Source organism: Leptospira ognonensis (assembly GCF_004770745.1).
GTDB lineage: Bacteria > Spirochaetota > Leptospiria > Leptospirales > Leptospiraceae > Leptospira_A > Leptospira_A ognonensis.
Map to the genome: position 1 here is coordinate 39,285 of NZ_RQGD01000033.1, position 11,991 is coordinate 51,275.

The window sequence follows — 11,991 nt, forward strand, 5'->3', positions numbered from 1 at the left end:
ATTAGTTGTTCCTCGGTGAATTGATTATTTGGAGAGTACTTCCGCGAGATCTACGAGAAGTCGTACCCCATATCCGGTAGGTCCGCTCGTTTGTGTCCCTGATGCTTTTTTTCTCCAAGCTGCACCAGCTATGTCAATATGAGCCCATTCAATTTTCTCATCGACAAACTTAGATAAGAACATGGCTGCTGATACCGTCCCTCCGCCTTTGCCACCGCCTGTAATGTTTTTCAAGTCTGCAATATCAGATTTTAGATCGTCACCATACTCATCCCATAGGGGAAGCTCCCAAACTCTATCATCAGAATGCTCTGAGGCAAGATTTAATGCTTCTCGCATCACTTGCGATTTGGTCATGATTCCCGCTGCTTCGTGTCCAAGGGCGATGATCACAGCACCCGTAAGTGTGGCAAGATCGACCATATAATCTGGCTTATAATTCTTGGAAACATAGGCAAGAACGTCTCCCAGTACAAGTCTACCTTCGGCATCTGTATTTTGAACTTCAACAGTCGTTCCGTTATATGCCGTGTAAACATCGCCAGGTTTTATGGCCTTTCCGTCAGGCATATTTTCTGCGACGCCAATAGCGGCTACAATATGAATCGGAAGTTTTAAAGCAGCAATGGCACCAATCGCGTGTATGGTGGCAGCGGCGCCACACATATCATATTTCATTTCGTGCATTTCACCTGGAGGCTTTAAAGAGATCCCACCGGTATCAAAGGTCAGACCCTTACCAACGATGGCAAATTTTTTCTTTGCTTTCGCTGGTTTATACTCGAGAACTACCATTTTTCCATTCAATTCAGATCCGCGACTAACAGCAAGAATGCCACCAAAGCCTTCCTTTTTAAGTTGGGGTTCATCCCAGACTTTGATAGTGAGCTTGTGTTCCTTTGCAATTTCTTTCGATCTGGAGACAAAGTCATCTGGTGTGAAATAATTGGCTGGAAGATGGGCAATGTGCCTTGCACCATTCACATGTCTTGCTACTTGTAAGCTTTTTTCTAGTCCTGCTTCTGCCTCTTTTTCAGCTTTTTTATCTTCGAAAACGAGTGCCACATGACCAGGCGCCATCTTTTCCTTTTTTTTAGTTTGTAAAACACTTACTGGATAGGATCCAATAGCAAAAGAATTTGACACTTGATAGGCGATTCTTTCAGCAGAAAAAATCTTACTTAAAGTTTTTGGGATATGAATCTCTAAGCCAATGCCATCCCATTTGATCATCCGCTCGCCGTATTTTAAGAAGACACCTGCAAATTTACGGAAAATGAGTTTATCGGCGTCACCGAGGCCAATGTATATGGTTCTCTCAGCTTCGTCTTTAAATTCTTGGCCAAAGTCTGCTGAAAATACTTTTGCATCGATTTGGAGTTTGAACTTATCTCCCAACGTTGATTTTAGTTCATTTTGAAACACAAAAATGATTTTATAGAAAGAATGTCCTTTGATAGGGCCAATTTGAAATTTTAAAGGCGATGTTTCGATTTTCATGATCCGGCGAGTTCCTGAATGTCCTTGATGATTTCTTCTACGTGCCCTTTCACCTTCACGCTGTCATAGATTTTTTTAATTTTTAACGAAGAATCTAAAAGAAAAGTGGATCTTACGATTCCCATTCCTTTCCTACCCATAAAAACCTTTTCCCGCCAAACACCATATTTCTCACAGATTTCACCAGATTCATCGCTAATCAAATCGAAGTTGAGTTTCTCTTTTTCGGTAAATTTTGTGTGCGATTTAGGTGTGTCTTTGGAGATTCCCACGACATTATAACCGAGTTTTTTTAAACGTGCAAAGTTATCTCGAAAATCACATGCTTCTGTCGTGCAACCTGGAGTCATGTCCCGAGGATAAAAATATATTACGATGCCTTCTTTTCCCACGAGGTCGGCAAGTTTAACTGTTTCGTCTTTTGTATTTTTGGCCGTGAATGTCGGTGCTTTTTTACCTACGATGAGTGTTCCCATGTATACTTCCTATTTTCTCTCTTTTAGACAAAAATCTGTTGTAAAAGTGCCGAAATCTAGCGATAACTTAGATATGGACATAAAACTGAGAGCCCAGCTCATACGCGAAGGAAACCAAGCATTCAATGCTGGCGATATCCGAAAAGCGCGTGAGATCTTTCTAAAGACGGGATACCAAGATGGTCTCGTACGTCTTGGGGATCATTTTATGTACGATCGTAGACTTCCCATGCTCGCTTTCGGCTATTATAAAAAGGCAGGCAGACAGGACAAGGTGGATGAAATCTTCCAACGTATGGTGATGGCACTCTCGGAATGGTTAGGCAAGGACAAATTCAAAGTCAATCCCGTGACTCGTGCCCCGCAAGCGATCGCAGCCAATGAAGAAACGCCCAGAAAAGAATTAAATCCAGACGATTTTTCCATCCATCCGATTTTAAAAGCGAAAGCTTTAGAAATTTTAAACTCTAATAAGTAAGAGTTTTTCCATTTCATGATAGATCCTTTTTCTCTACAAGCCTTCGTATTTTCAGCCCTCATCATTTTTTCCATTCTCTCGAGTAAACTATTCTTTCGGTTTGGTTTTCCTATCCTACTGATCTTTTTAACCTTTGGCATGTTAGCCGGAACGGATGGACCAGGTGGAATCGATTTTAGCGATTATTCTCTATCGCAATCCGTCGGAATTTTTGCACTCATGTACATTTTGTTTTTAGGTGGTCTCGAAAGCGATTGGGATGCACTTAAATCCTCTCTTTCCATCGGCATCAAACTATCCATTTTCGGCACCGTTCTAACTGCTCTGATCCTGGGAATTTTCATACACTTGATTTTTCCCGTCCTTGGAATTTTGGAATCTTTTCTTCTAGGTTCTATTGTCAGTTCCACAGATGCTGCCTCCGTATTTAATATTTTTAAAACGGGAGGCTCAAATCTTAAGGATCGCATCAAAAAGATCATTGAATTCGAGTCAGGTTCGAATGATGCGATAGGCGTATTGCTAACCGTAGTTTTTTTAAATTTAATCACAACAGATACAGAACTTTCAGGTTGGTATTTTTTAAGGTTTTTTATCATTCAGATTGTTGTCGGGGTTTTAATGGGATATGGAATCGGAATGGTGATTCTGTATTTAATGAATACCGTCAAACTGGGATATGATGGTCTTTATCTTGTATTCATTACGGCATGTGTTCCTTTCGTGTATTCTGTAACTACCATATTTCAAGGAAATGGTTTTCTTGCTGTTTATATCGCTGGCATACTCATAGGTGGATACCCTTTCATTCACAAAAAATCCATTTTTCGATTCTTGAACGGTTATGTCTGGATATTACAAATCGGTATGTTTCTCTGTTTTGGGCTTTTGGTGTTTCCTACTAGACTTGGTGAACTTTGGTTGCCTGGACTCACCATTGCTTTTTTGTTAATTGTCATTGCACGACCTCTTGCTGTTTTTATTTCCTTGATTGGCGAAAAATTACCCTTCCGCGAAAAGTTATTCATCTCTTGGGTCGGACTTAGGGGAGCTTCTCCCATCATTATGGCTACGTTTCCCATAGCGCAAGGTGTCGCAGGAGGGGAGCTCTTATTCCATATCGTATTTTTTGTCGTTCTTGTCTCCTTGCTTCTGCAAGGTTCAACAATACAATTCGTGGCAAACAAATTAGGATTGCTCAATCAGAAATCAGAAAATTTATACCAGCCGCGAGATTTTGACAACATGGAATTTCCTGGCATGACATTACAGGAACTCATCATTCCATATAATGCAAGTTCGGTTGACAAAGCACTCTATGAAATCAAATTACCAAAGGAATCTCATATCTTGCTCATTGCCAGAGGAGAACAATTTCTAATCCCATCCGGAAATACTTTGTTACGAGGTGGAGATGTTGTGTGGATCCTTGCCAAAGATGAGGTCTTAGGTGAAGTGGGTCGAACCTTTATGGTTTGATCTAAAGATCGATGTCCTTTGAGATACCAATCTGAATGGTTGTGTTTTCGATTTTCTGTCGTATCGGATAAATTAGGTTCTCCGCAAGAGTTTTATTGATTGTATCCGTTGTGGCACTTACTGTCCTCGATGAAAGGATAGAAGTTACGACCAAATTCGTTCCAAATGGTGTTCCGATTTGTGTGAAAATGGTGTCTCTTTCCGCTGAAACAAAAATGCGAGTGCTATCGCTCACCCTCAAACTAGTTCCAAGTAAAAAACGATTTCCATGAGTTTTATAACTACCCGAGGATCCGTCGACACGGTTAGAGACTCCGACTGTACCATTTGAGACTAAGTATCCTTCGCTGGAACTTGCGAGAGAGTATTTACCAGACGATTGGAATAGAACATTATTGAATAGCAAGCTGTCAAAATAGATGGTCAGATTAGGTGTTAGGTCATATTCCATTCCAAAACCGAGATAGCCTGAAGATTCTCTGCCTTGCACCGATTCCTTTCCTTGGATCAGTCCAAAATCAACTGTATCTGATATGATAATTGTTTTGTTGGCAGTTAAGGTTTGGTTGATCGAGCGATGTACAAATTTTGGTATGACTCGAAAAGGTTCAAAGACGGAAATGACCGTACCAAATGTCAATTCTATTTGCTGCAGATTGGATTTGTAATTCAAATTTTCAATTTGAGTATCGTTGTATCGATTTGTAGGAAAACTACCTTTGAGGTTAGATAAACTTAGGCCAAATAAGAGATGTGTAAAAAGTGGATCTTTGAGAGATGCATAATAATCTGCACCTAACCGGTATCCTGTCCCTCTGTTTTGATCTTTCCAATTTTCTTCGAGTAACTTCCAATAAACAAAACTTAGATCTTGATTTCTCTTCTCCCAGTCCGAATTGTAAATTCCTGAAACTCCTGCTAGCTTCAAGCGAAAGACGGATTTATCTAACTTTCCTGCTTGCGCGAAAACCGGCATGGAAAGGCCGATAGAAAGAAAAAAAAGCAAAATCGATTTCATACGTAAGCCTTAAGAAACAAGTTCCGTCTGTTTCTGTAATACGTTATTTCTATATTGAATGCCATAGTATACAGGGATCGCAGACAGAGTGATCGATAGTCCCCAAATCGCATTCACAGGTTTTTCGATAAATAAGATGAGCATGACCGCAAGATTTGCAAAGATGTAAAAAAAGATCGGCCAAGGATAAAATGGAATTTTGTAATCTGAAACGTATCCCAATTTTTCGAAGCGAAAAGGTGTAGCGGCCGTTAAGCAAGACAAAATCAAAATAGAACAAGTAATCATGTATAGAAGTGATTCAATTTCCTTCACACAGAGAAAGAGGATGGCAATGGATGCTTGGAAAAAAATGGCTACATAAGGGCTTCTGTATTTAGCATGCACTTTGGCAAAGGATTCGATGAAAGCGCCGTCCCGTGCCATGGCAAAATAAACCCGACTCCCTCCGATCAAAATGGCCGAAAGTGATCCAAGGATGACCCAAGTAATAAAACCTGTCGTGAGTATCGAGAGATCCGTTCCAAATAACCTTTCAAAAGCTATGGCACCAATCCCATCCTTGCCCGACAGTTCATTGCTAGGTGCCGAAACTAAAAATAATATATTAAGAGCCAGATACAATCCAGTCACCATAAAACAAGCAGTGACAGCAGATCGAACCAGATTGCGTTCGGGAGATTTGACTTCTTCTGCCAAATAGGTAATCATATTCCAACCAAGATAAGAAAAAGAGACAGGTACGATACCTATCAGAATTTTAGAATAGGAAGTAGAATCCAAAAAATTTGGCATCGGATTTGAGAACAAAAAAGTCCAGTTCGAGTTTCCAATCAAAAAGCCGAGGACGATAAAAAGAACAAGGCCGACGATTTTAATGACGGCAAATAAATTTTGTACGAGAACTGCTGATTTGATTCCAAAAAAATTTAAGACACTAAAGAAAAGGATTGGAAACACTCCAATGACTGTGGCAGAGCTGATTTGTAAGTCAACACCAAGCACACGTAAGGTTTCAGAGGACCAATTTGGCAAGCTAGGAAATAAAATGAGGATGTACTTGCCAAAAGCAAGTGCAAGCACGGAGATACAGGCTGAAAAGTTAGTCAGTAGGGACGACCATCCGCTCATAAAAGCAAGGACTGGCGAGTATGCTACTTTTAAGTAAACGTAATCACCACCAGCAAAGGGAAGAAGCCGAGCTGCATATGCATAAGTGATTGAACCACATAACGCCAGAAAGCCTCCAAGCCCCCAGCAGATGAGCACAATCCAAGCATTTCCTGTTTCTTTGAGTAAAAATCCTGAGGTGAAAAAAATCCCAGATCCCACCATCGAAGAGAAGAGGAGGGATATCGAATCAAATGTATTAAGACTTCTTTTAAGCTCCAGGCCTAACCGCCAAGCAGACGTTTTACTACGGATTCTGATAGAGGTTTTTGAGCCTGGGCAGAAAATGCGCCAACTTTTCCCTTAAACTCTTCAGGATTTAACATCATGCCGAGAGAGAATATGTTTTCTCCTTCTACTTCCTTCTTTTTTAATTCATGAAGGAGGGCTTTGATGGTTCCTTGTGATGCCGTGAGCGCTTCTTTTTTGTTGAAAGCATCTGCACTTTCCGATTCCAGTTCTGCAAAAAGAGGTTCATTTTCAAAAAGGATCTTTTTCAGATCTTCTTGGTTTGTTTCCACGTCTTCTAGGAGACCGCTTCTCGCTTGTTCCTTAGATAATTGCTTTTGTAATTCCGTCAGTCGGTTCTGAATGTTGTGGTATTGGATGGGAAGGCTGACAGCGAAATCGGATTTTGATTCCAGGGGAGCGGCTTGTTGGCTTTGGGTGCGAGGGGATGTAGAATTTTCTACATCTTTGGCATCTTTTTTGTCCTGAACGAATCTTTCCGCAGAGTTGAGAAGACGATTGAGTCGAACATCCATGTCCTTACCTTCCTTAAGCAGCACCCTTATGTCTCACAGCTGGGCATGCCATTTTTCTGATACTACCCTTCTATGATCGGTCTAGGTGCACAGAAAAAATATACATTTTTTGTAAAAAATGTAAAGTATTATTAAAGTTGACTTTGGATTTTGTTTCCGCATTCCTAGAGGGAAACAAATATGGAAAGAAACCAAATCCTTCTCTTTCTCACCTTCCTCCTTACTTTTGTCGCCACCTTACTAGGAATTGTACATGTCGTAACTGACAGTAGCACCTCTAAATTCTCCTCTGGCACCGGTGGTGGTTTATTCCAATCAAGTGAAATCGGCGCGGTGGTGATCAAACTTACGGGTGAAATCCACTCGGGCGAGTCCTCTTTTGATTCTGTAGGCGCTGACACGGTTCTGCAAGAACTGCGCGATTTAGAGAATGATGCGAATGTCAAGGGCATCCTCATTGAGATCAATTCTCCAGGCGGAACTGTAGCGGCTTCTCAAGAAATTTTCAATGAACTGATGCATCTGCGAAAGACCAAAAAAATCGTAGTTTCAATGAAGGATGTCGCAGCCTCGGGAGGCTATTACATAGCGGCAGCATCCGACTATATTTTAGCAGAAAATGGGACCATCACAGGATCCATTGGTGTCATCTCCTTTAGTCCGAATTTTAAAGGTTTGATGGATAAATACGGAGTCGCAGTCCGAACTTACAAAGCCGGCAAATATAAAGATATGTATTCCCCGTTTCGCGATGCAACTTCCGAAGAGGACGAGATCATCAATAAACAACTCCAAGACACCTACCGAAAGTTTGTTGAAGATGTGGCTCGTGGGCGAAACAAAACTGTAAAATCCATAGAAGAACTCGCAGAAGGTAAAATCTATACGGGAGAGGATGCATTCCGCAATAAGCTAGTGGATGATATTGGTGGTCGTAGGGAAGCACATGCTAAATTGTCAGAACTCTGTCAATACGAAGGACTGATCCCTTTATTTGAAAAGGAAATATCTCCATTTGATAAGTTTCTTACGAATTTTGGTGTCATGTTTCAAGGTAGTGCACCCCACTCAAAGAAAATTAGCCTACTTCTATCCTCACCTGTTCTTGTAATGCTGCCTACATGGTTAGGTAAATTGAATCTATGAGAGATTTGGTTTATGATGTAGTCGACTTACTCGAAATTCTATTTTTAGAACCGTTTCGATATCTGGATGAGATGAAGGAAATTCCGTTTGCAAGAAAACAATTCAGCAATTGGCTATTTTCGATTTTAGGATCGCTCAGCATTTCAACGGGAATGAGTCTGTTAACTCCTCCCTACACGATTGCAAGCGTTGGTTTTTTAATCTTTGGTTTTTTTGCCAATCTAATTGTGATGCGATTTTTTCCCTTCATCCTTTGTGTTGTCTTAGACTTTTATGCTCAGCGAAAGGGGAGAGCGGCAAAGGTTACCACTCTTCTAAGCTTTGCTCGTCATTCTGTATTGCTGTTTGCCCTTTTTGCTCCTCTTGCTCTCATCATGGTAAGTTCAGGAGTTTACGGGAGAGGATATGGGTTGCTTTTACTTTTTATTATGATTTTACTTTACGCGATATTTGTCGGTCGTGGCGTTAAATACATTTACGATCTGAAAGATAGGGATGCATTTCAATTTACTTATTATTCTTTGATGATCACAGCTGGATTTCCGATTCTATTTAACATTTATACGGCAACTACGATCTTACAATCCCTTTCCGGGAGTTTTTAATTGAATCTTTTGATTACAAACGATGATGGAATTTCGTCAGACGGAATCAAGGCACTCGAAAAAGAACTTGGTAAAAATCATAATACGTATCTTATCGCGCCGCTGAAAGAGCGTTCGGTGACTTCTATGGCATTAACGATCTTTCAGTCCATGCGAGTGGAAAAGGTCAATGACAATCACTATATCGCAGATGGATTTCCTGCGGACTGTGTCAATATCGGCTTATACGCAGAAATATTTCCAAAAATAGATTTTGTCATTTCAGGTGTTAATAGAGGTGTTAACATGGGTTATGATATGCATTATTCTGGTACGGTTGGGGCTGCTAAACACGGGGCTTTACACGGTCTTCCCAGCCTCGCTGTAAGCTCTGGAAGGATCGATCCAGAAGATGGCTACGAGAGAGAAGCAAAATTAGTGAATGAGTTCCTTTCGTTATATGCATCCAAAATTAAGCCTTCAGAAGTATGGAACTTAAATTTTCCTCCTGACATCGCAGGAAACGGTGGCTTGGACCAATTGGTATTCACAAAACTTGGTCGTAGGCGTTATACGGAAAAGTATGATAAAAAATCAATCATCGGTGGTGTTAGCGAGTTCCAATTGAATGGAAGTCTTCTCGGGCATGACATGGAGGCAGGTACTGATTTTGAGGCCTATAACTTAGGGAAGATACCAGTAACTCCTTTGCAGTTAGATCTCACTGAGTTCTCGAGATTGCAAGAGTTGAAGTCTCATTCGTAATAGACGAAAGAAATTTAATATCTCAGACTGTCTAATACTTAGAATGAATTTACATATCATAAATAAACTTTCGTTAGCTTGTCTTATTGGCTTTGGCATTTTTACCAATTGCTCATCCAAGAAAGAGAAATCTCTTTTCGATCAATTGATTGACGTTTCAGGTTATACTTTGATGAATACTACTTCTAGATGTCAGATCTCCTCTGCAAATAATACGAATTATTTCGCGTCAGGAGCAGTAGCAACGGAAACGTCCACGGTGGTAGATAGGATCAATGCAGATCTGCCAAACGCAGGTAATGTCGAAATTTATTATCCTCGAGGAACCTCCGTTGGTTTACCTGTTGTAGTGATGTTTCCTGGTGGAAATGTCCATGGATCGTTTTATTCACGTTATGCGTCTAGGATTGCTGCAGAAGGATATGTCGTCTATATACCGAATCGATGCACGATATTTTTTACGCAATGGTTTTTGAAACCATCTTCTGCTGCAGGGAATGAAGTTTATGCCTTCGCAAAGTCTCAAAATATGGATTCATCCTCGCCCTTATTTGGACGTTTGGATCCGGAAAAAATCGCATATCTTGGACATTCCCTTGGTGGGGTTACAGCACTCTATGCTTTGAATGGAATATGCCAATTTCCCTTTTGCGATTCAGGTTCGGCACTTTTAAGCCAAGTTAAGGTAGCCGTTCTCTATGGAGCGGGATTGGCCGACCAATTGGACAGCTCAAAGATCATACTCGATTCTTCGGGAAAGGCAGTGCCTGTTGGCTACTTGTATGGTAGCCTTGATTCTGCGTTTCCGCCAAAAGATGTCCAAACCAGTTACGCTAACTATAAAGCCAGTAAATATCTTGTGGAATTTGAAGGAGCAAATCACTATAACATTACCGATGTGAACGCTCCTTTCGGCGCGAATCCGGAAAAAAGTACGAGTGTACTATCACAAGACGCAGGTATCACATCCATTGCACAGATCACAGTATTGTTTTTAAATGGATATATAAAAACAAATCAGGCAGATATTTTTAAATTGATAAGAAATGCTACCGGTGTGACGGGAGTCACAGTTACATCCTCTCCATAACCGTAAGAATATAAAGGAAACGTCGATGCCAGATCAAATTGAATACTTATCGTATATGAATAAAGGAAATTATGCGATGGCATTGACCTTGCTTGATACAGAGATCAACAAGTCACCAGACGATCCAGTTTTGTATTATAATTTTGCACTTTGCTGCTTTCAGACAAAAAACTTTAAAAAATGCGTCCAAATACTATCAGAAGTTAGTGGTAGGTATCCGAAGTTCATCGAAATGGACAATGTATACCGATTGAAAGTATTTGCATTGATAGAAATGAAAGAATGGGAACATGCAGAAAGTTTGATCAAAGAAAGACTATTGTTTTCAGTGGATGATCCTAAACTACTCTCTTTCCTTGCACATATTTATGAATACACGCATAAACTTGACGAGGCTATCGATGTGCATCGTCGCATCTTAAAGGCCAATCCAGATTATAAAAATAGTCTCAATTCCCTTGGTTATCTATTGGCACTCAAGGATCATATGACTGAGGAAGAACGAAAAGAAGCTGTCGCATGTTTAAAAAAAGTATTGGAGCTTGAGCCAAACCACCCAGCGTATCTAGATTCCTTTGGTTTCCTTTTGCAAAAGGCGGGAAATACAGAAGCAGCTTGGAAAGCCTTTCAAAAAGGCCTGAAGTTAAACCCAAACCATCCCGTTCTTTTGGAACGATTGAAGAACTTGCGAAAATAAATCCCCGTTTTGTTGACAGTACCCCTTTGCCCAAAAAACTGGAAAATCAGAACTTCATTCGGGATGTAGCGCAGTGGTAGCGCATCTGTTTTGGGTACAGAGGGTCGCAGGTTCAAATCCTGTCATCCCGAATCAATTGTTCTATCTGACCCGGTAGCTCAGCTGGATAGAGCAACTGCCTTCTAAGCCGTTGGTCGGGGGTTCGAATCCCTCTCGGGTCAAGTCTAGTAATGAAACGGTGGATGTAGTTCAGCGGTAGAGCCCTGGTTTGTGGTACCAGTCGTCGCGGGTTCGAATCCCGTCATCCACCCACCCATTCAAATTTCAAAATCCCTTATTATAGAAAAATAGAAATGCAAATACCCATGCGCGTCACTCGCGCCTGTCTCGCACTCCTGCTCGAATGGCGCGCTCAAGCCATCCTTGGCTCCGCTCCCGTTACGCGCATGGTTATTTGCAAATCCTTAAAAATAGATTCTGGGATTTTGGAATTTTCATTTAAATCCTAATGTTAGTTTATTTAAAGAAGGACAAGGGGTTCGAACGATTTTTTGTGAGAGTTCGAGTAGTCACTTTGGCAAGTCACCTTGCCTAAGTGACGTTAAGCGAGAACGACCGAGCACAAGGATGTGCGAGGCCACAAAAAAGACGGCCTGGAGTGAGTTCGACCTGGACGGGAGAACCACGTAAGGCGAATCCCGTCATCCACCCACCGATTCAAAATCTAAAATTCTGGTAACTAAATAGGGTGCTTCTAACAAAGAGGACGGAACGGATGCGAAGCCAGGGATGGCGGAGCGCGCCATTCGAGCAGGAGTGCGAGA

At 41.1% G+C, this 11,991-nt stretch carries 13 protein-coding genes and 3 tRNA genes; 11 read left to right on the forward strand and 5 right to left on the reverse strand.

Features of this window, described 5'->3' with window-relative positions; translation table 11 throughout:
* Positions 1-24 precede the first annotated feature (24 nt).
* Positions 25-1,500 (reverse strand): leucyl aminopeptidase, encoded by a 1,476-nt coding sequence (locus EHQ58_RS10470; protein ID WP_135623852.1) that lies wholly within the window; start codon positions 1,498-1,500, stop codon positions 25-27.
* A complete protein-coding gene (bcp, locus tag EHQ58_RS10475; protein WP_135623853.1) occupies positions 1,497-1,976 on the reverse strand; it encodes a thioredoxin-dependent thiol peroxidase in 480 nt (159 codons plus the stop codon). The genes EHQ58_RS10470 and bcp overlap by 4 nt, the downstream gene beginning before the upstream one ends.
* 73 nt (positions 1,977-2,049) lie before the next feature.
* Between bcp and EHQ58_RS10480 the strand changes: the two genes are divergently transcribed.
* On the forward strand, positions 2,050-2,454 hold the full coding sequence (locus tag EHQ58_RS10480; RefSeq protein WP_135623863.1) for a hypothetical protein: 405 nt from the start codon (positions 2,050-2,052) through the stop codon (positions 2,452-2,454).
* A 15-nt stretch (positions 2,455-2,469) separates the two neighbouring features.
* Entirely contained in the window at positions 2,470-3,933 is a 1,464-nt protein-coding gene (locus tag EHQ58_RS10485; protein WP_135623854.1) for a potassium/proton antiporter, read from the forward strand.
* 1 nt (position 3,934) lies between these two features.
* Here the strand turns inward: EHQ58_RS10485 and EHQ58_RS10490 are convergent, their stop codons facing one another.
* From EHQ58_RS10490 to EHQ58_RS10500, 3 genes are read right to left on the reverse strand one after another with little or no spacing between them, the layout of a single operon-like run.
* Positions 3,935-4,951 carry a hypothetical protein gene (locus EHQ58_RS10490; protein WP_135623855.1) on the reverse strand — a complete coding sequence of 339 codons (1,017 nt, stop codon included), beginning with the start codon at positions 4,949-4,951 and terminating at the stop codon, positions 3,935-3,937.
* Between the two features lie 9 nt (positions 4,952-4,960).
* Complete coding sequence (locus EHQ58_RS10495) at positions 4,961-6,382, reverse strand: APC family permease (RefSeq protein ID WP_342776239.1); 1,422 nt, start codon at positions 6,380-6,382, stop codon at positions 4,961-4,963.
* Entirely contained in the window at positions 6,346-6,885 is a 540-nt protein-coding gene (locus EHQ58_RS10500) for an LIC10415 family protein (protein WP_135623857.1), read from the reverse strand. The genes EHQ58_RS10495 and EHQ58_RS10500 overlap by 37 nt, the downstream gene beginning before the upstream one ends.
* A 180-nt stretch (positions 6,886-7,065) precedes the next feature.
* Between EHQ58_RS10500 and sppA the strand changes: the two genes are divergently transcribed.
* The 9 genes from sppA to EHQ58_RS18740 all read left to right on the forward strand — a co-directional run bounded on the left by sppA (position 7,066) and on the right by EHQ58_RS18740 (position 11,676).
* Complete coding sequence (sppA, locus tag EHQ58_RS10505; RefSeq protein ID WP_135623858.1) at positions 7,066-8,031, forward strand: signal peptide peptidase SppA; 966 nt, start codon at positions 7,066-7,068, stop codon at positions 8,029-8,031.
* Positions 8,028-8,636, forward strand: a complete 609-nt coding sequence (locus EHQ58_RS10510) for a hypothetical protein (RefSeq protein ID WP_135623859.1) — start codon at positions 8,028-8,030, stop codon at positions 8,634-8,636. Before sppA ends, EHQ58_RS10510 begins: the two co-directional genes overlap by 4 nt.
* Positions 8,637-9,380 carry a 5'/3'-nucleotidase SurE gene (gene surE, locus EHQ58_RS10515; RefSeq protein ID WP_135623860.1) on the forward strand — a complete coding sequence of 248 codons (744 nt, stop codon included), beginning with the start codon at positions 8,637-8,639 and terminating at the stop codon, positions 9,378-9,380.
* A 172-nt stretch (positions 9,381-9,552) separates the two neighbouring features.
* Positions 9,553-10,470 carry an alpha/beta hydrolase family protein gene (locus EHQ58_RS10520; RefSeq protein WP_167883603.1) on the forward strand — a complete coding sequence of 306 codons (918 nt, stop codon included), beginning with the start codon at positions 9,553-9,555 and terminating at the stop codon, positions 10,468-10,470.
* Between the two features lie 25 nt (positions 10,471-10,495).
* Positions 10,496-11,167: a tetratricopeptide repeat protein gene (locus EHQ58_RS10525; RefSeq protein WP_135623862.1), complete on the forward strand. Its 672-nt coding sequence runs from the start codon at positions 10,496-10,498 to the stop codon at positions 11,165-11,167.
* Positions 11,168-11,226: 59 nt separating this feature from the next.
* Positions 11,227-11,298 (forward strand) — tRNA-Pro (locus EHQ58_RS10530).
* Positions 11,299-11,314: 16 nt separating this feature from the next.
* Positions 11,315-11,388: transfer RNA gene (locus EHQ58_RS10535), tRNA-Arg, on the forward strand.
* A gap of 17 nt (positions 11,389-11,405) precedes the next feature.
* Positions 11,406-11,477, forward strand: a tRNA-His gene (locus EHQ58_RS10540).
* Positions 11,478-11,532: 55 nt separating this feature from the next.
* Complete coding sequence (locus EHQ58_RS18740; RefSeq protein ID WP_167883604.1) at positions 11,533-11,676, forward strand: hypothetical protein; 144 nt, start codon at positions 11,533-11,535, stop codon at positions 11,674-11,676.
* The last annotated feature ends 315 nt before the right edge of the window (positions 11,677-11,991 follow it).

Coding starts and splice junctions, on each gene's coding strand:
- EHQ58_RS10485 (WP_135623854.1), top strand. CDS start 2,470: ATGATAGATCCTTTTTCTCTACAAGCCTTCGTATTTTCAGCCCTCATC.
- EHQ58_RS10480 (WP_135623863.1), top strand. CDS start 2,050: ATGGACATAAAACTGAGAGCCCAGCTCATACGCGAAGGAAACCAAGCA.
- EHQ58_RS10470 (WP_135623852.1), bottom strand. CDS start 1,500: ATGAAAATCGAAACATCGCCTTTAAAATTTCAAATTGGCCCTATCAAA.
- EHQ58_RS10525 (WP_135623862.1), top strand. CDS start 10,496: ATGCCAGATCAAATTGAATACTTATCGTATATGAATAAAGGAAATTAT.
- EHQ58_RS10510 (WP_135623859.1), top strand. CDS start 8,028: ATGAGAGATTTGGTTTATGATGTAGTCGACTTACTCGAAATTCTATTT.
- EHQ58_RS10490 (WP_135623855.1), bottom strand. CDS start 4,951: ATGAAATCGATTTTGCTTTTTTTTCTTTCTATCGGCCTTTCCATGCCG.
- sppA (WP_135623858.1), top strand. CDS start 7,066: ATGGAAAGAAACCAAATCCTTCTCTTTCTCACCTTCCTCCTTACTTTT.
- bcp (WP_135623853.1), bottom strand. CDS start 1,976: ATGGGAACACTCATCGTAGGTAAAAAAGCACCGACATTCACGGCCAAA.
- EHQ58_RS10520 (WP_167883603.1), top strand. CDS start 9,553: ATGAATACTACTTCTAGATGTCAGATCTCCTCTGCAAATAATACGAAT.
- EHQ58_RS10500 (WP_135623857.1), bottom strand. CDS start 6,885: ATGGATGTTCGACTCAATCGTCTTCTCAACTCTGCGGAAAGATTCGTT.
- EHQ58_RS18740 (WP_167883604.1), top strand. CDS start 11,533: ATGCGCGTCACTCGCGCCTGTCTCGCACTCCTGCTCGAATGGCGCGCT.